The 18,701-nt window shown below is 63.7% G+C and carries 17 protein-coding genes; 6 read left to right on the top strand and 11 right to left on the bottom strand.

What is annotated here, in order from left to right; genetic code table 11:
• Positions 1-10 precede the first annotated feature (10 nt).
• From astD to acs, 10 genes are all read right to left on the bottom strand, one after another.
• Entirely contained in the window at positions 11-1,474 is a 1,464-nt protein-coding gene (gene astD, locus KSS90_RS07630; RefSeq protein ID WP_217868867.1) for a succinylglutamate-semialdehyde dehydrogenase, read from the bottom strand.
• Entirely contained in the window at positions 1,475-2,503 is a 1,029-nt protein-coding gene (gene astA, locus KSS90_RS07625; RefSeq protein ID WP_217868866.1) for an arginine N-succinyltransferase, read from the bottom strand.
• A 55-nt stretch (positions 2,504-2,558) separates the two neighbouring features.
• The gene (aruF, locus tag KSS90_RS07620) at positions 2,559-3,578 is read right to left on the bottom strand and encodes an arginine/ornithine succinyltransferase subunit alpha (protein WP_217868865.1); all 1,020 of its coding nucleotides are present in this window, start codon (positions 3,576-3,578) and stop codon (positions 2,559-2,561) included.
• 140 nt (positions 3,579-3,718) lie between these two features.
• Complete coding sequence (locus KSS90_RS07615; protein ID WP_217868864.1) at positions 3,719-4,939, bottom strand: aspartate aminotransferase family protein; 1,221 nt, start codon at positions 4,937-4,939, stop codon at positions 3,719-3,721.
• Between the two features lie 430 nt (positions 4,940-5,369).
• Positions 5,370-6,350, bottom strand: a complete 981-nt coding sequence (argR, locus tag KSS90_RS07610) for a transcriptional regulator ArgR (protein WP_217868863.1) — start codon at positions 6,348-6,350, stop codon at positions 5,370-5,372.
• Between the two features lie 102 nt (positions 6,351-6,452).
• Positions 6,453-7,217, bottom strand: a complete 765-nt coding sequence (locus tag KSS90_RS07605) for an ABC transporter ATP-binding protein (RefSeq protein ID WP_023630946.1) — start codon at positions 7,215-7,217, stop codon at positions 6,453-6,455.
• Positions 7,218-7,239: 22 nt separating this feature from the next.
• Complete coding sequence (locus KSS90_RS07600; protein WP_046854620.1) at positions 7,240-7,938, bottom strand: ABC transporter permease; 699 nt, start codon at positions 7,936-7,938, stop codon at positions 7,240-7,242.
• Positions 7,935-8,624 (bottom strand): ABC transporter permease, encoded by a 690-nt coding sequence (locus KSS90_RS07595; protein ID WP_023630944.1) that lies wholly within the window; start codon positions 8,622-8,624, stop codon positions 7,935-7,937. The genes KSS90_RS07600 and KSS90_RS07595 overlap by 4 nt, the downstream gene beginning before the upstream one ends.
• 90 nt (positions 8,625-8,714) lie before the next feature.
• A complete protein-coding gene (locus KSS90_RS07590; protein ID WP_217868862.1) occupies positions 8,715-9,500 on the bottom strand; it encodes an ABC transporter substrate-binding protein in 786 nt (261 codons plus the stop codon).
• A 522-nt stretch (positions 9,501-10,022) separates the two neighbouring features.
• Complete coding sequence (gene acs / locus KSS90_RS07585) at positions 10,023-11,984, bottom strand: acetate--CoA ligase (RefSeq protein ID WP_038706576.1); 1,962 nt, start codon at positions 11,982-11,984, stop codon at positions 10,023-10,025.
• Between the two features lie 407 nt (positions 11,985-12,391).
• Between acs and KSS90_RS07580 the strand changes: the two genes are divergently transcribed.
• Positions 12,392-12,646, top strand: coding sequence for a DUF2790 domain-containing protein (locus KSS90_RS07580; RefSeq protein ID WP_023630669.1), 255 nt, complete (start codon positions 12,392-12,394; stop codon positions 12,644-12,646).
• A gap of 99 nt (positions 12,647-12,745) precedes the next feature.
• Here KSS90_RS07580 and KSS90_RS07575 read toward each other — a convergent pair whose 3' ends face one another.
• Entirely contained in the window at positions 12,746-14,305 is a 1,560-nt protein-coding gene (locus KSS90_RS07575) for a sigma-54-dependent transcriptional regulator (protein ID WP_110702354.1), read from the bottom strand.
• 255 nt (positions 14,306-14,560) lie between these two features.
• On the opposite strand from KSS90_RS07575, the gene phhA reads away from it, so the two are divergent.
• From phhA to KSS90_RS07555, 5 genes are all read left to right on the top strand, one after another.
• A complete protein-coding gene (gene phhA, locus KSS90_RS07570) occupies positions 14,561-15,349 on the top strand; it encodes a phenylalanine 4-monooxygenase (protein WP_023628482.1) in 789 nt (262 codons plus the stop codon).
• A gap of 38 nt (positions 15,350-15,387) precedes the next feature.
• Positions 15,388-15,744 (top strand): 4a-hydroxytetrahydrobiopterin dehydratase, encoded by a 357-nt coding sequence (locus KSS90_RS07565; protein WP_023628481.1) that lies wholly within the window; start codon positions 15,388-15,390, stop codon positions 15,742-15,744.
• Positions 15,741-16,937 (top strand): amino acid aminotransferase, encoded by a 1,197-nt coding sequence (locus KSS90_RS07560; RefSeq protein WP_217868860.1) that lies wholly within the window; start codon positions 15,741-15,743, stop codon positions 16,935-16,937. Before KSS90_RS07565 ends, KSS90_RS07560 begins: the two co-directional genes overlap by 4 nt.
• A 223-nt stretch (positions 16,938-17,160) precedes the next feature.
• Positions 17,161-17,289, top strand: coding sequence for a hypothetical protein (locus KSS90_RS25670; protein ID WP_263974800.1), 129 nt, complete (start codon positions 17,161-17,163; stop codon positions 17,287-17,289).
• 99 nt (positions 17,290-17,388) lie between these two features.
• Positions 17,389-18,588 (top strand): MFS transporter, encoded by a 1,200-nt coding sequence (locus KSS90_RS07555; RefSeq protein WP_217868859.1) that lies wholly within the window; start codon positions 17,389-17,391, stop codon positions 18,586-18,588.
• The last annotated feature ends 113 nt before the right edge of the window (positions 18,589-18,701 follow it).

Genomic DNA, 18,701 nt, shown 5'->3' with positions numbered 1-18,701 from the left:
AGACCTGTTGTTATAGGGTGACGCCCGGCGTCAGGGTCGCCGGCAGTACGAGGTTCGCGGTCTCCAGCGAAGCCACGGGGTATGCGCAGTAGTCCGCCGCGTAATAGGCGCTGGCGCGGTGGTTGCCGCTGGCGCCGACGCCACCGAACGGCGCGCTGCTGGCGGCGCCGGTCAGCTGCTTGTTCCAGTTGACGATGCCGGCGCGGCTGCGCAGCCAGAAGTGCTGGTAGCGGGCGTTGGAATCCGACAGCAGGCCGGCGGCCAGGCCGTACTGGGTGTTGTTGGCCTCCTCGATCGCCGCGTCGAAGTCGGCGTAACGGATCACCTGCAGCAGCGGGCCGAAGAACTCTTCGTCCGGGCGCTCGGCCACGGCGCTGACATCGATGATGCCCGGCGTGAGCAAGGCAGCGTCAGCCTGCGGTTGGGTCATCTCCAGCAACGCCACGGCGCCCTTGCCGAGCAGTTCGGCCTGGGCCGCCAGCAGCGCGCGGGCCGCCTGCAGCGAAATCACCGACCCCATGAACGGCGCGGGCTGCTGGTCGAATGCGCCGACACTGATGCTGCGGCTTACCTCGACCAGGCGCTGGATCAGCGCGTCACCCCAGGCGCCCTGCGGCACCAGCAGGCGGCGGGCACAGGTGCAACGCTGGCCGGCGGAGATGAAGGCCGATTGGATGATGGTGTACACCGCAGCGTCCAGGTCCTTGACCTCGTCAACCACCAGCGGGTTGTTGCCGCCCATCTCCAGGGCCAGGATCTTGTCCGGGCGGCCGGCGAACTGCTGGTGCAGCAGGTTGCCGGTACGGCTGGAACCGGTGAAGAACAGGCCGTCGATACCCGGGTTGGCGGCCAGCGCCACGCCGGTCTCACGGGCGCCCTGGACCAGGTTGAGCACACCAGCCGGCAACCCGGCCTCGATCCAGCACTGGACCGTCAGCTCGGCAACCTTGGGGGTCAGCTCGCTGGGTTTGAACACCACGCAGTTGCCAGCCAGCAGCGCCGGAACGATATGGCCATTGGGCAGGTGGCCGGGGAAGTTGTACGGGCCGAACACCGCCACCACGCCATGGGGCTTGTGGCGCAGCACGGCAGTGGCGTCGGCCAGCGTACCGCTCTTCTCGCCGGTACGCTCGCGGTAGCTCTGCACCGAGATGGCGACCTTGTTGACCATGCTGGTCACTTCGGTGGCCGACTCCCACAGCGGCTTGCCGGTCTCTTCACCGATGCAGCGCGACAGCGCCTCGGCATTGGCCTTGAGCTTCTCGGCGAAAGTCTCCAGCACGCTGATACGCGCTTCCAGGCTCAGCGATGCCCAAGCCGGGAACGCCTGGCGGGCAGCCTGCACGGCGGCCTCAACCTGGGCGGCGTCGGCGCCCTGCCCTTGCCAGATCACCGCCTGGGTGACGGGGTTGAGCGACTGCAGGGCTTCACCCTGACCGGCCAGCCATTGGCCGGCAATGTAATGCGTATTCATTTACTGGGCCTCCCGACCGGCGGACAGTGGCACGGCGCGCACGTTGTCGCCTGCGCCCAGGCGCAGGCGCTTGGCGGTCTGCGGATCGACCACCAGGGTGCCTGCGGCCAGGCGCGCCGGCGCGGCCGTGATGCGGCAGTCTTCGCGCTTGCGGTTGTGGATGATGAAAGGGGTGGCGTCGTCGCCTGGTGTACCAACGGCCAGCACCAGGGTCTCGCTGTCACGCACGGCGCGGATCTTCGAGGTCTCGCATTCGATGGCGGGGCCGGCGTCGAAGATGTCGACGTAACCCTGGTAGTTGAAGCCTTCGCGCTTGAGCATGGCCAGCGCAGGCTCGGTATCTGTATGCACGCGGCCGATGACGTTGCGCGCCGCTTCCGAGAGGAAGCAGGTGTACAGCGGGAACTTGGGCATCAGCTCGGCGATGAACGACTTGTTGCCCACGCCGGTGAGGTAGTCGGCCTGGCTGAACTCCATCTTGAAGAAGTGCCGGCCCAGGCTTTCCCAGAACGGCGAACGACCTGCCTCGTCGGACATGCCGCGCATCTCGGCGATGATCTTGTTGCCGAACAACTGCGGGAACTCGGCGATGAACAGCATGCGCGCCTTCGACAGCAGACGGCCATTGAGGCCACTGCGGTAGTCGCTGCGCAGGAACAGCGAACACAGCTCGGAGTTGCCGGTCAGGTCGTTGGCCAAGAACAGCGTGGGGATCTCGCGGTAGATGTCCAGTTCCTGGGAAGCGCTGACGGTCAGGCCGACCCGGTAGTTGTACCAAGGCTCGCGCAGGCCGACGGCGCCGGCGATGGCGCTGATGCCGACCACCAGGCCCTCGTCGTTCTCCAGCACGAACAAGTAGTCGGTGTCGCCGCGCTCGGCTTCGCCACGGAAGCTCTTTTCCGCCCAGCCGACCCGCTGGCCGAGGCGTTCCTCGTTGGCAGGCAGGGTGGTCAGCCCGGTAGTGCCGGTGCTGCGGGCCAACTCGATCAGCGCGGGTAAATCGCTGCTGCGTACAGGACGAACGATCATGCTATCTCCTTGTGCGGCGGTCTGTGCCTGCCGCGAAACTCTCTGTTGCGGCGGTTCAGACCGCGACCAGGCGCACGCTGGCGCCTTCGCCGACACCCAGGGCCTCGGCGGCTTCACCGCTCAGGCTGACCGGCTTGCCCGGCACCCAGTCCAACTCCAGCAGCACCGCGCGGTAGTCCTGCAACTGGCCGTTGCACACCAGGTACGGACGGCCGCCCTTGACCGGCGTCTCGTCGAGCTTGACCGGCACCACCCGGCTCTGGGCGATGGAGCGGATGCCCGAGGCGCGGGCGTGCAGGGTCGGGCCGCCGTCGAAGATGTCGATGTAGTGCTCGGTCTCGAAGCCTTCGCGCATGAGGATGTCGAAGGTGATCTGCGCCCGCGGATGCACCTGGCCCATGGCCTCCTGCGCCTCGTCGGCCAGCAGCGGCACGTAGATCGGGTAGTGCGGCATCAGTTCGGCAAGGAAGGTGCGGCTCTTCAGGCCGCACAGGCGCTCGGCGTCGGCATAGTTGAGGTCGAAGAAGTTGCGGCCGATGGCATCCCAGAACGGCGACTCGCCCTGTTCGTCGCTGTAGCCGACGATCTCGGTCACCACCGACTCGGCGAAGCGCTCGGGGTGCGAGGCCATGAACAGCAGGCGACCACGCGAGTTGAGCTCGGCGAAGGCGCTGGTCACCAACTCCGGCACCACGTAGAAGCTGGTCAGCAAGCTATTGCCGGTAAGATCGTGGCACAGCGACAGAACGTGGATCTTGTTGTGGATCTTCAGCTCGCGGGAGGCATGCACGAAGGTCTCGTTGCGGAAGCTGTAGAACGGCTCGGAGTAGCCGGCCGAGGCGACGATGGCCGAGCAGCCGACCAGCTTGCCGGTGGCGCTGTCCTCGAGCACGAAAAAGTAGCTTTCCTCGCCGTTGAAGCTGACCTCGGCGGCGAAAGAGGTTTCCGACGCGGCGATCTTGTCGCCCAGGCGGCCAGCATCGTCCGGCAGCGAGGTGACACCAATGGGGCTGTCGGCAGCCATGCGCTGCACTTCGTTCAGATCAGCCATTTGCGCGGGGCGCATCACCAGCATGGTGTCACTCCTTTCGGGAAAGCGGGCCGATCACCTCGGCACGAAAAAACGGCGGGCACGCGCCACTACCTGCAAGCAGGTGCCCGCACTGGAATCAGGTATCGCCGACCTCGCTCGAGGCCGGCGACAGAACCGCAGGATCAGCCCTGGGTCAGTTTGCGCACGGCGCGCTCGAAGCGCTCCAGGCCTTCATCGATATCGCTGTCCTCGACCACCAGGCTCGGGGCGAAGCGCACCACATCGGGACCTGCCTGCAGAACCATCACGCCTTCCTTCTCGGCGGCGTTGAGGATGTCCTTGGCCTTGCCCTTCCAGGCGTCACTGAGCACGCAGCCGATCAGCAGGCCGACACCGCGCACCAGGGTGAACAGGCCGGTTTCCTGGCCGATTTTCTCCAGACGGGTCTTGAAACGCTCATGTTTGGCCTTGATGCCCGCCAGGGTTTCCGGGGTGTTGACCACATCGAGCACGGCGCAGGCGACGGCACAGGCCAGCGGGTTGCCGCCGTAAGTGGTGCCGTGGGTGCCGACGGCCAGGTGCTTGGCCAGGTCGCTGGTGGTCAGCATCGCGCCAATCGGGAAGCCGCCGCCCAGGCTCTTGGCGCTGGTCAGGATGTCCGGGGTGACGCCGTAGTGCTGGTAGGCATACAGCGAGCCGGTACGGCCGACGCCGGTCTGCACTTCATCGAAGATCAGCAGCGCGTTGTGTTCGTCGCACAGCTTGCGCGCGCCTTCCAGGTAGGCCTGGTCGGCCGGCACCACACCGCTCTCGCCCTGGATCGGCTCGATGACCACGGCGCAGGTCTTGTCGGAAATCTGCGCCTTCAACGCTTCCAAATCGTTGTACGGCACGTGGCTGATGCCGGTGATCTTCGGCCCGAAGCCGTCGGAGTACTTGGGCTGGCCACCGACGCTGACGGTGAACAGGGTACGACCGTGGAAGCTGTTCACGGTGGCGATGATCTCGTGCTTCTCGGGGCCGAAGCGGTCGTGGGCGACACGACGGGCCAGCTTGAAGGCGGCCTCGTTGGACTCGGCGCCGGAGTTGCAGAAGAACGCGCGCTCGGCAAAGGTTGCGTCCACCAGCTTGTGCGCCAGGCGCAGGGCCGGCTCGTTGGTGAACACGTTGGAGACGTGCCAGAGGGTGTTGGCCTGCTCGGTCAGTGCCTTGACCAGCGCCGGGTGGCAGTGGCCCAGGGCGTTGACGGCGATACCGCCGGCGAAGTCGATCAGCTCGCGACCGGTCTGGTCCCAGACTCGGGAGCCCTCGCCTCGTACAGGAATGAAGGCCGCCGGGGAGTAGTTGGGGACCATGACCTGGTCGAAATCGGCACGTTGCACCGGGGCTTGCTCAACGGACATCTGAGTCTCCTGAAGAGGAACGCTGGCCTGGAAGTGGCGAGCGATGGAAGGATTGTAAGGACTGATCGGCGCCTGTCCTTGCTGCCAGGCGACAACTTGTTACAGCGCCAAACCGCGTTTTCACGCGGTTTTCGGCAATGCGACAAACAGTGTCGCAATCGCGCAGTGTAACGGCAGGACAAGGTCGCGGGGAGATGGCAGCGCAAATTGGGAGAACGGTTGTTCACTTCAGAAGAAAGGGCCGCTGCGCGCCCATCGCCGGCAAGCCGGCTCCCACCCCGACCGCGCCACCTTTAAGCCAGGTGCCATCCGTATGAGTGCTGGGTTACCAGCGCTAAGGCCACACCCGAACACATCACCCCCAAGGCCTACACGCACCGGTGGGAGCCGGCTTGCCGGCGATGGGCTGCGGAGCAGCCCCAATGAAATCTCAGCCGCGCTCGGCCGGCGCCGAACTCAGCTCGAACGGGCTGCTGTTACGTCGCTGGTTACGGTCTTCGCGCGGCGTGGCGCCGAAGAAGTTGCGGTACGCGCTGGAGAAATGCGGCCCGGAGGAGAAGCCGCAGGACAGGCCGATCTGGATGATCGACTTGCTGGTCTGCATCAGCATCTGCCGCGCCTTGTTCAGGCGCAGCTCCAGGTAATACTGGCTAGGTACACGATTGAGATACTGCTTGAAGATCCGTTCCAGTTGGCGGCGGGACACGCACACGTGCTGGGCGATTTCGTCGGTGGTCAGCGGCTCTTCGATGTTGGCCTCCATCAGCAGCACCGCCTGGGTGAGCTTGGGGTGGCTGGAGCCCAGGCGGTTCTGCAGCGGGATGCGCTGGCGCTCGCCACCTTCGCGAATGCGCTCGACCACCAGTTCTTCCGATACCGCGCCGGCCAGTTCCGCCCCGTGATCCCGAGCGAGCACAGCCAGCAGCAGGTCGGTCACCGCCATGCCGCCGCAGGCGGTCAGGCGATCACGATCCCAATCGAACAGATGGCTGGTGGCGATCACTTTGGGAAAGCGCTCGGCAAAATCATCCTGCCAGCGCCAATGCACCGCGGCGCGGTAGCCGTCGAGCAGGCCCAGCGCCGCCAGCGGGTACACGCCCGCGGACAAGCCGCCGATCATGCATCCGCTGCGCGCCAACTGTTTGAGCGCGGCGGACAAGGTCGAACCGATCGCCGCCGGCGGCTCATCAGCCAGCAGGAACAGCTTGTGGTACCCCTCCAGTCGACCACTCCACGCTTCGCCCGGCAGACGCCAGGCGCCCTCCTGCCCGGCCTCGGCCTGCAGGTAGGACATCGTATAGACCACGTCCGGATGCACCCGCTGGGCCACCTGCAATACCTCTTCGGCCAACGCGAGGGTCAGCGGCTTGGTGCTGGGCCAGATGAGAAATCCGATTCGCTGGGTGGTCATAGGGTGTGGTCCGAAACCTGAAAAGGAGGGTCGCGCTTGTGGCGCCGGAGCATGCTGCGTGCGTTGCGCAGCATGCCCCATCATGGTGCAAAAGTGCAGCCTTTACTTCAGGCTGCCGGAAAGGAACTGCTTGAGACGCTCCGACTGCGGATTGACCAGCACTTCACGCGGGCAGCCCCGCTCTTCCACCAGGCCCTTGTGCAGGAACACCAGCTGGTTGGAAACCTCGCGGGCAAAGCCCATCTCGTGGGTGACCACCACCATGGTGCGACCTTCCTGGGCCAGCGATTGCATGACCTTGAGCACATCGCCCACCAGCTCCGGATCCAGCGCCGAAGTCGGCTCGTCGAACAGCATCACCTCCGGCTCCATGGCCAGGGCGCGGGCAATGGCCACACGCTGCTGCTCGCCACCGGACATATGCCCGGGGAACGCGTCCTTGCGGTGGGATACGCCGACCTTGGCCAGGTAGTGCTCGGCCTTCTCCAGCGCTTCCTTCTTGTTCACGCCCAGCACGTGCACCGGCGCCTCGATGACGTTTTCCAGCGCGGTCATGTGCGACCACAGGTTGAAGTGCTGGAACACCATCGACAGGCGCGAACGCATGCGCTGCAGCTGCTTCGGGTCGGCGGCCTTGAGCGCGCCGTCCTTGCCGGCGACCAGCTTGAGCTCTTCGTTGTTGAGCAGGATCTTGCCCGCGTGCGGCTGCTCCAGCAGATTGATGCAACGCAGGAAGGTCGATTTGCCCGAGCCGCTGGAGCCGATGATGCTGATCACATCGCCTGCCTTGGCTTCGAGGGAGACGCCCTTGAGCACCTCATGGCTGCCGTAGCGCTTGTGCAGGTCTTGGATTTGGAGTTTGTACATACTGTCGGATCTCACAGAGCGGTCAGTGCTTGCGCGGCGCCAGGTAACCGAGCCAGCGGCGTTCGGCCATCTTGAACAGGCGCACGAGGATGAAGGTCAGGCACAGGTAGAACACGCCCGCCGTGATGTAGGCCTCGAAAGGCAGGTAGTACTGGGCGTTGACCGTGCGCGCGGCACCGGTGATGTCGATCAGGGTGACGATCGACGCCAGGCTGGTGGTCTGCAGCATCATGATCACTTCGTTGCTGTACTGCGGCAGCGCCCGACGCAGCGCCGAAGGCAGCAGGATGCGGCGGTACATCTTCATGCGCGACATGCCGATGGCCTTGGCCGCCTCGATCTCGCCATGGGGCGTGGCCTTGAGGCTGCCGGCGATGATCTCGGCGGTGTAGGCGCTGGTGTTGACGGCGAAGGCCAGGCAGGCGCAGAAGGTCGCGCTGGACAGCCACGGCCAGAAGATGCTCTCGCGCACCGCCTCGAACTGGGCCAGGCCGTAGTAGATCAGGAACAGCTGCACCAGCATCGGCGTGCCGCGGATCACGTAGGTGTACAGCCAGGCGCTCATGTTCACCAGCGGCTGTTTCGAGACGCGCATCAGGCCCAGCGGGATGGCCGCCAGCAAGCCGAACAGCAGCGACAGCGCCAGCAGCTTGAGGGTGGTCAGCAGACCGCCCAGGTACAGCGGCATGGCTTCCCAGATGACGTTGTAGTCGAAGATCATAGTTCAGCCGCCTTGACGCCCACCGAGTAGCGCTTCTCGAGATACTTCAGCGCCAGCAGCGAGACACTGGTCAGCACCAGGTACAACGCCGCCACCGCGAGGAAGAAGGTGAAGGGTTCGCGGGTGGCGTCCGCCGCCTGCTTGGCCTTGAACATCATGTCCTGCAGGCCGACCACCGAAATCAGCGCGGTCGCCTTGGTCAGCACCAGCCAGTTGTTGGTGAAGCCCGGAATCGCCAGGCGGATCATCTGCGGCACCATGATGCGGAAGAACACCTGGACACCGCTCATGCCGTAGGCCGCGCCCGCCTCTGCCTGGCCCTTGGGGATGCCGAGGAAGGCACCGCGGAAGGTTTCCGACAGGTACGCGCCAAAGATGAAACCCAGCGTGCCGATGCCGGCGACCAGGGGGTTGAGGTCAATATAGTCGTCATAGCCGAGCAGCGGCGCCACTCGGTTGAGGATGTCCTGACCGCCATAGAAGATCAGCAGGATCAGGACCAGGTCAGGGATGCCACGGATCACCGTGGAGTACAGATCCCCCAGCCAGGCCAACCAGCGCACCGGCGACAAACGCAGCGCCACGCCGATCAGGCCGAGGACGATGGCCAGGGCCATCGACGACAAGGCGAGCTGTAGCGTCAGCCACGCCCCGTCGAGGATGACTGCCCCATAGCCTTTCAACATGATTCGGATTCCTCAGGGCTTGGGAATGAAAAATGGTGCAAACCTCAGAGATTCTGCTGTTTGCACCATTGCACAGGTGAAACTCGATGGTTACTTCGAGTCTGGACCGTAGATATCGAAGTTGAAGTACTTCTTCTCGATCTCTTTGTATTTGCCGTTGGCGCGGATCGCGTCGATGGCGGCGTTGATGCGCTCGGCATTTTCCTTATCGCCCTTGCGCACGGCGATACCTACGCCATCACCGAAGTACTTGGTGTCGGTGAAGGCCGGACCGACGAAGGCAAAGCCCTTGCCGGCATCGGTCTTCAGGAAGCCGTCCTCGAGCAGGGTGGCGTCGGCCACGGTGCCGTCCAGGCGACCGGCGGCGACGTCCAGGTAGATTTCGTTCTGGGTACCGTAGGGCACCACTGTGGCGCCTTGCGGGGCCAGGACTTCCTTGGCGAAACGGTCGTGGATCGAACCGCGCTGCACGCCGATCTTCTTGCCCTTGAGCTCAGCCAGGCTGTCGCTGACGGCGGTGCCTTCTTTCATCACCAGGCGCGCCGGAGTCAGGTAGTAGCGCTTGGTGAAGTCGACCGACTTCTTACGGTCGTCGGTGATCGACATGGACGACAGGATGGCGTCGATCTTGCGCACTTTCAGCGCCGGGATCAGGCCATCGAACTCCTGCTCGACCCAGGTACATTTGGCTTTCATCTGTTCGCACAGGGCGTTGCCGATGTCGTAGTCGAAGCCGGCGAGGCTGCCATCGGGCTGCTTGAAGGCGAAGGGTGGGTAGGCGGCCTCGATACCGATCTTCAACGGCTTCTCATCGGCCTGCGATACCAGGGAAAACACGGAAAGCGCCAGGGCGCCAAGCAGTGCGAGCTTCTTCATCAGGTAACTCCATCGGTACGGGGCAATACAAGGCAGTTGTAACGGCTGCCCGATATGCGAATGGGTACAGCGCGAGCCGCGCAGGTTTCGACCAAGGTCGCAGACCACGAGCGAGTGAGTGGCATTCTAGCGACAGCCCGGTGGTCGATATTTCTTCAAAGCGACAACTAATTACAGAAGCGCCAGGAACCGCGGCGGGCGATATTGACAGCTCCTGCGAGATATGCAAGAGCAAAAGAGAAATAACCCATACCCAAAGCAATAAGCGGGCCCATTATTGGCAAAGCCTTGTATTCCGGCAAGCGCAGCGTGCGACCCTGCACGAAATGCCCGCAGAATGCACCCATTTGGCACTCAGATGTTTCCACAAGCCCCGCATTTGGGCGAAATCGGTGACAGCGACGGTTACCGATGAATGTCGGAGTAACAGTTTTTACCAGTAAAGCAAAAACCCCGCCGGGTGTCGGCGGGGCTTTGTCATGGGCTCAGGCCCACCAGGACTGCTACGCAGCCCCACGACGCTCAGGCCGAAGCCAGGCTCATCGCCTTGTGGGTGTCGATCAGGTGCTGCACCACCCCTGGATCGGCGAGGGTGGAGATATCGCCCAGCGCGTCGTACTCGCCAGTGGCAATCTTACGCAGTATGCGGCGCATGATCTTGCCCGAACGGGTCTTCGGCAGCCCCGGCGCCCACTGGATCACGTCCGGCGAAGCGATCGGGCCGATCTCCTTGCGCACCCAGTTCTTCAGCTCAAGGCGCAATTGCTCGTTCGACTCCTCGCCGGCGTTCAGGGTTACGTAGACATAGATGCCCTGCCCCTTGATGTCGTGCGGCACGCCCACCACCGCCGCCTCGGCGACCTTCGGATGCGCCACCATCGCGCTCTCGATCTCGGCGGTGCCCATGCGGTGACCGGAAACATTGAGCACGTCATCCACGCGACCGGTGATCCAGTAGTAGCCATCCTCGTCGCGACGGGCGCCGTCACCAGTGAAGTACATGCCGCGGAAAGTCTTGAAGTAGGTGTCGACGAAACGGTCGTGGTCGCCGTACAGCGAACGCGACTGGCCCGGCCAGGAATCGAGGATCACCAGGTTGCCCTCGGCGGCGCCGTCGATCAGGTTGCCCAGGTTGTCCACCAGCGCCGGCACCACGCCGAAGAACGGGCGGGTCGCCGAACCCGGCTTGAGCCCCGTTGCACCTGGCAACGGACTGATGAGAATGCCGCCGGTCTCGGTCTGCCACCAGGTATCGACGATCGGGCAACGTTCCTTGCCAACGGTTTTGTAGTACCAGTTCCAGGCTTCGGGGTTGATCGGCTCGCCCACCGAACCCAGCAGACGCAGGCTGGAGCCATCGGCACCGGCGACCGCCGCCTCGCCCTCGGCCATCATGGCGCGGATGGCGGTCGGCGCGGTGTAGAGGATGTTGACCTTGTGCTTGTCGACGATCTTCGACACGCGGGTGATGTCCGGGTAGTTCGGCACGCCTTCGAACAGCAGCGTGGTCGCGCCATTGGCCAGCGGGCCATAGACGATGTAGCTGTGGCCGGTGACCCAACCCACGTCGGCGGTGCACCAGTACACTTCGCCCGGACGGTAGTCGAACACGCGCTCGTGGGTCAGCGCGGCATACACTAGGTAGCCACCGGTGGTGTGCAGCACCCCCTTGGGCTTGCCGGTGGAGCCGGAGGTATAGAGGATGAACAACGCCTCCTCGGCACCCATTTCTTTCGGCGCACAGTGGCTGGAGGCGACCTTCATCAGGTCTTCGTACCAGATGTCGCGGTGCTGGTGCCAGGCGATGTCGCCACCGGTGCGCTTGCACACGATGATCTTTTGCACGCTGCTGGTTTCAGGGTTGGTCAGGGCCAGGTCGACGTTGGCCTTGAGCGGGGTACGGCGGCCACCACGCAGGCCTTCGTCGGCGGTGATCACCACCTTGGACTTGCAGTCGATGATGCGGCCGGCCAGCGCCTCGGGCGAGAAGCCGCCGAACACCACCGAGTGGATCGCGCCGATGCGGGCACAGGCCAGCATGGCGACCACGGCCTCGGGGATCATCGGCATATAGATGGTGACCACGTCGCCCCGATGCACGTCCTGGCCACGCAGGGCGTTGGCGAACTTGCAGACCTGCTCGTGGAGCTCACGGTAGGTGATGTTGCGATGCTCGGAAGGGTCGTCGCCTTCCCAGATGATCGCCAGCTGGTCGCCGCGCTCTTCGAGGTGACGGTCCAGGCAGTTGTAGGAGACGTTCAGAGTGCCGTCGGCAAACCATTTGATATCGACATGGTGATCGTCGAACGAGGTCTGCTTGACCTTGGTGAAGGGCTTGATCCAGTCCAGACGCTGGGCCTGCTCGCGCCAGAAGCCGTCCGGGTTGATCACCGATTGCTGGTACATGGCCTTGTAGGTGGCCTCGTCGGTCAGGGTACTGGCCGCAACCTCGGGACGAACGGGATACAGTGGAGCCGCACTCATCTGTGTTACCTCGGTGTAATAGTTGTTTTTGTATGGAAGCGTTTGTAACTGTACCAGAGCGACAAAGACCATTCGACGTTGGTAGTAACGCGACGGACCGGCAATCCACGAATGTGCAGCGACCGCTCTAGCGCGTGGCATCCAGCAATCGCAGGCGGGAAAAGGCAGCCCATTGCCAGTGATTGTTACAGATTCTGTCAAAAGACTTTATCAAAACCCGCTCTGTTTCAGCCCCGACCACCCTCCTAGAATTCACCTCGCCAGCAACGGCAACGCGATTAACTTGGAAACAGCCCCCACGAAGGCAACGTTAATCCGCACCTCATCCCGATAGTTGAAACTTAGTTGCACTCGCGGCGCCACAAGCGCCGCGCGCCCCCTCACGACCTTAGACAGGTAAATTGAAAATGAAAGCTTTACTGGTATTGGTACTTGGCGGTTTTTGCGGCGCGGCACTGGCCGGCGAAGCAAAAGATGTCGAGCAGATTCCGGTTGAACAGTACAGTTATTCGCAGCACCTGGACATCGCCCGCGTCATCTCCATGAGCGAAGTGCCGAACGTCTGCGAAGTGGTGCCTGCGCGCATGACCTACGAGGACTCCCAGGGCCAGAAGCACATTCTCGAATACCGCGTGATGGGCAACGGTTGTTCCAACGGCTGAGGCCATAGGCTTATCGCGGGGCAAGCCCCTCCCACCACCTTTGCATTCGTGGGAGCGGGCTTGCCCCGCGATCAATTTAGGCCTCGATAAACTTCCAGATTACTCCACCGACTTGTTCAGCGAATAATCTCGCAACTTGTTGGCAATGGTCGTATGGGAAACGCCCAATCTTTTTCCCAGCGCCCGACTACTTGGAAACTCACTCATCAAACTTTCCAATACCGCCCTTTCAAACCGCCCGACAATCTGCGAAAGATCGCCATCCAGGGAAAACTCGCCCAACGGTTGACGCGCGCCATAATCCGGCAAGCGAATATGTTCGCTCTTCACCACCCCGCCTTCGCATAGTGACACCGCCTGGAACAACACGTTTTCCAACTGCCGCACATTGCCCGGCCAATGATACTGGCCGAGTTTCTCCATAGCCGGCGGCGCCAGGCGCGGCAGCGGGCAACCGATCTGCCGGCTGGCCTGGTCGAGGAAATGCTGCACCAGCCCTTCCAGGCCGTCCATGCATTCGCGCAGCGGCGGGATGTGCAGCGACAGCACGTTGAGGCGGTGGTAGAGGTCCTGGCGGAATTCGCCGCGGGCGCACAGCTCGGACAGATCGACCTGGGTCGCGCAGATCACCCGCACATCCAGGTACACCTCCTCGTCGCTGCCGACCCGGCGGAAACAGCCATCCTGCAGGAAGCGCAGCAACTTGACCTGCAAGCGCGGACTCATCTCCCCCACTCCGTCGAGGAACAACGTGCCGCCGGCCGTCAACTCCAGCAGCCCCAGCTTGCCCTCGGCCCGCGCCCCCTCGAACGCCCCCGGCCCATAGCCGAACAGCTCGGTCTCGGCCATCGACTCGGGCAGGCCGGCGCAGTTGAGCGCCATCAGCGGCGCCTGGCCACGCGGGCTGGCCAGGTGACAGGCCCGCGCCAGCAGCTCCTTGCCGGTACCGGTCTCGCCCTCGATCAGCAACGGTGCATCCAACGGCGCCATGCGCCGCGCCTCGCGCACCACGGCAGCCATAACCCGTGAGCTCTGGAAAATGCTGTCGAAACCCCGCAACTCCTGCTTGCGCACGTTGTAGATGCGCTCACCGATACGGTCCGCGCGGTGCAAGGTGATTACCGCGCCGGCCAGGGCTTCACTGTCGTCATGCTCGGACTGCAGCGGTGCGATATCGGCCAGGAACACATCGCCCTTGACCTTGATCCGCAGGCCGTTGATCCGCGACTTGTTGGCCCGTATCAGCTCCGGCAGGTCGAAGTCCTCGACATAACGCGACAGCGGAATGCCCGGCACTTCGTCCACCCGAACGCCAAGCAGCTGTGCCGCGCCGCGGTTAGCGGCAACGATGCTGCCGCCCATGTCGATCGACAGCACCGGGAAGTCCAACGCCCCCAGCAGCGCATTGAGCTCCATGTGCCGGCGCTCGCTGGGCATCAGGCCGACGCGCTTGACCCCGAACACCCCGGCGATCGACTCGAACTTGGGCCGCAGGGCCTGGAACTGCAGGTTGATCAGGTTCGGGCAGTGTAGGTAGATGGCGTTGCCATGGTCCCCCCCCACTTCGCCGCGCAGGACGTTGATACCGTACTCCACCAACAGGTTGAGAATGTCCCGCAGGATGCCGATGCGGTTCTGGCAATGCACTTTGATGCGCATGAAGGCTCTCTAAGCGGCCGAGTTTTTGCTCGCGCCGTGGAAAAGTCGTAAAGATAAGCTGACAGAAATAGTCATCTGCCCAGCTCGATGTCCGTGATTTTCCGGGATGACGCTGATTTTGTAAAATTATCGTTACGCACAGAAGATAAACGGCGGCGCAGCATGGGCCCTCACCCCGGTGCAAAACCTCGTTTGTAGGGATATTCCTAAGGCATGTCCTGAACATAACAAGAACGCCCTCACCAGGAGAGCCACATGAAACAGACGCAATACGTGGCACGCGAGCCCGATGCGCATGGCTTTATCGACTACCCGCAGCAAGAGCATGCGGTGTGGAACACCCTGATCACTCGTCAGCTGAAAGTGATCGAAGGCCGGGCATGCCAGGAGTACTTGGACGGCATCGACCAGCTCAAGCTGCCCCATGACCGCATCCCGCAGCTGGGCGAAGTCAACAAGGTGCTCGGTGCCACCACCGGCTGGCAGGTCGCCCGCGTCCCTGCGCTGATTCCCTTCCAGACCTTCTTCGAACTGCTTGCCAGCAAGCGCTTCCCGGTCGCCACCTTCATCCGCACCCCGGAAGAGCTGGACTACCTGCAGGAGCCCGACATCTTCCACGAGATCTTTGGCCACTGCCCGCTGCTGACCAACCCGTTCTTCGCCGAATTCACCCACACCTATGGCAAGCTCGGCCTGGCCGCGACCAAGGAACAGCGCGTCTACCTGGCGCGCCTGTACTGGATGACCATCGAGTTCGGCCTGATGGAGACAGCGCAAGGCCGCAAGATCTACGGCGGCGGCATCCTCTCCTCGCCGAAAGAGACGGTCTACAGCCTGTCCAGCGAACCGGAGCACCAGGCCTTCGACCCGATCGAAGCCATGCGCACGCCCTACCGCATCGATATCCTGCAACCCCTGTACTTCGTCCTGCCGAACATGAAGCGCCTGTTCGACCTGGCCCACGAAGACATCATGGCCATGGTCCACCAGGCCATGCAGCTGGGCCTGCACGCACCGAAGTTTCCACCCAAGGTCGCTGCCTGAGCGACCCTGTCGATAACAACTCAAACCGGAAAACACCCATGAATGCCTTGAACCAAGCCCACTGCGAAGCCTGCCGCGCCGATGCGCCGAAAGTCACCGACGAGGAGCTGGCGGAACTGATCCGACTGATCCCGGACTGGAACATCGAAACCCGCGACGGCCACATGGAGCTCGAGCGCGTGTTCCTGTTCAAGAACTTCAAGCACGCCCTGGCCTTCACCAACGCCATCGGCGAGATCGCCGAAGCCGAAGGCCACCACCCGGGCCTGCTGACCGAGTGGGGCAAGGTCACCGTGACCTGGTGGAGCCACTCGATCAAAGGCCTGCACCGCAACGACTTCATCATGTGCGCGCGCACCGACGAGGTCGCCAAAACTGCTGAAGGGCGCAAGTGATGCACTTCGCCGCCATCGCTCGGGTCCCTGGCGACCCGATCCTGGGGCTGATGGAAGCCTACGCCCGCGACGGCAACCCGGCCAAGTTCGACCTGGGTGTCGGCGTGTTCAAGGACGCCCAGGGGCTGACGCCGATTCCGGCTGCGGTCAAGCAGGCTGAGCAACGCCTGGTCGAGCGGCAAGCCACCAAGAGCTATGTTGGCGGTCATGGCGATGCAGCGTTTGGACGCCTGGTGAGCGAGCTGGTGCTGGGCAGCGATTCCACGCTGTTCAAAAGCCAGCGCGCCGGCGCCACCCAGACCCCTGGCGGCACGGGTGCCCTGCGCCTGGCGGCGGAGTTCATCGCCCATTGCCTGCCGGGGCGCGGTATCTGGTTGAGCGATCCGACCTGGCCGATCCACGAGACGATCTTCGCCGGCGCCGGGCTCAAGGTGTCGCACTACCCCTACGTGGGCGCGGACAACCGCCTGAACGTCGACGGCATGCTCGCCGCACTGGAGCGGGCACCGCAAGGCGACGTGGTGTTGCTGCACGCCTGCTGCCACAACCCCACCGGTTTCGACCTGGGTCAGGACGACTGGCGCGCAGTGCTCGACATCGTCAAGCGGCGCAACCTGCTGCCTTTGATCGACTTTGCCTACCAAGGCTTCGGTGACGGCCTGGAAGAGGACGCCTGGGCAGTGCGTCTGTTCGCCGCCGAACTGCCGGAACTGCTGATTACCAGCTCCTGCTCGAAGAACTTCGGCCTGTACCGCGATCGCACCGGCGCCCTGCTGGTGTGCAGCCATGACGCCGAGAAACTGCAAGATGTGCGCAGCCAGCTGGCGTTCATTGCGCGCAACCTGTGGTCGACGCCGCCAGACCATGGCGCGGCGGTGGTTGCCGAGATTCTCGGCGACCCGGCACTCAAGGCATTGTGGACCGAGGAAGTGAACGTCATGCGCCAGCGCATCGCCGAGCTTCGAGTAGGCCTGGTGCAAGCGCTGGAGCCCCATGGCCTGGCCGAGCGCTTCGCGCATATCGCCGCGCAACGTGGAATGTTCTCCTACACCGGCCTGAACCCGGAGCAAGTGCGCCTGCTGCGTGAACGGCACAGCGTGTACATGGTCGGCACCGGCCGGGCGAACATCGCCGGAGCGGACGCCAAGCGCCTGGAACAGCTGGCAGCGGCCATCGCCGACGTCTGCCGCTGAAACCTAGCCGATGTCGCGTGGAAGCGGGCGTACCCCGCGATAGCAATATCGCGGGGTACCACGCCTCTCCCACCTCCTTGTCCGATAGCCGCCCGCTAAAATCGACCAGCGCCCGGCAAAAATCTCAAACTGTCATCCAGACTGCTGTATCCTGCCCCAGCTTTTCGAAGCCTCACTTGCGCCCTGCGCTGCCTTTTCACTCACACTTGCGAGGAACGACGAGATGCATGAAATCCCGAATCTTCCCTTCCCAAGCCTGAACCCCGAAGAGCAATCCGTTGCCGCCCACGCCGAACCGACGCCCGCCGTCGAGCAGGATGGTGACGATCAATCCAGCGCCGACCAGGAATAGCCGCGCATCCCCCCCGACTGTGTGAAAACGGCTGACCTGCGGGCTATCCCCGTCATCACGTTTTCACACCGTCCAGAACCTCTGCCACCGAAGGCCCTCATGCCCGACTCACCGCGCCCCCTTGCGGTCACCCTGCAAGTCGTTTCCATCGTCCTGTTCACCTTCATCGGCTACCTGAATATCGGCATACCCTTGGCCGTGCTGCCCGGTTACGTGCATAACGACCTGGGCTTCAGCGCCGTGGTCGCGGGCCTGGTGATCAGCGTGCAGTACCTGGCCACCCTGCTCAGCCGCCCTACCGCCAGCCGCATCATCGACAACCTCGGCAGCAAGAAGGCGGTCATGTATGGCCTGTTCGGCTGCGGCCTGAGCGGCGTATTCATGCTGGCCTGCAGCTTCCTCACCCACCTGCCCTGGCTGAGCCTGGCCTGCCTGTTCATCGGCCGCCTGGTGCTGGGCAGCGCCGAGAGCCTGGTGGGGTCGGGGTCGATCGGCTGGGGGATCGGCCGGGTCGGCTCGCAGAATACCGCCAAGGTGATTTCCTGGAACGGCATCGCCAGCTATGGCGCACTGGCCATCGGCGCGCCGCTGGGCGTGGTGATGGTCAAGCAGCTCGGACTGTGGAGCATGGGCGCGAGTATCATCCTTCTGGGCATCATCGGCCTTCTGCTGGCCTGGCCCAAGCGCGCCGCGCCGGTAGTCGCTGGCGTACGCCTGCCGTTCCTGCGGGTGCTGGGCAAAGTCTTCCCGCATGGCTCGGGGCTGGCCTTGGGCTCGATCGGTTTCGGCACCATCGCCACCTTCATCACCCTGTACTACGCCAGCCGTGACTGGCCCGACGCGGCGCTGACCCTGAGTCTGTTCGGCGCCAGCTTCATTTGCGCGCGATTGCTGTTCGGCAACCAGATCAACCGGATCGGCGGTTTTCGCGTAGCGATCGCCTGCCTTTCGGTGGAGATGCTCGGGCTGCTGATGCTCTGGCTGGCGCCGACGCCAGGGCTGGCCCTGGCGGGCGCGGCGCTGAGCGGCTTCGGTTTCTCGCTGGTGTTCCCAGCACTGGGCGTGGAGGCGGTCAACCAGATATCGGCGGCCAACCGCGGCGCGGCGGTGGGGGCCTACTCGCTGTTCATCGACCTGTCGCTGGGCATCACCGGACCGTTGGTGGGCGCCGTGGCGGCTGGCTTCGGCTTTGCCTCGATGTTCCTGTTCGCGGCGGCGGCGGCGGGTTGCGGGCTGGTGCTGAGCCTGTACCTGTATCGCCAGGCGCGGCGGATGCGCCAAAGTGCACATCAATCCTGATTCGGCTGTAGCCCCACCGGCCTCATCGCCGGCAAGCCGGCTCCCACAGGGTTAGCGCATGGCTCGGGCTTATGCGATCAGAGTGGGAGCCGGCTTGCCGGCGATTGGGCCGC

It is taken from the genome of Pseudomonas maumuensis (assembly GCF_019139675.1).
In the GTDB taxonomy this organism is placed as follows: Bacteria; Pseudomonadota; Gammaproteobacteria; order Pseudomonadales; family Pseudomonadaceae; genus Aquipseudomonas; species Aquipseudomonas maumuensis.
This window is presented reverse-complemented; position numbering and strand designations above follow the sequence as displayed.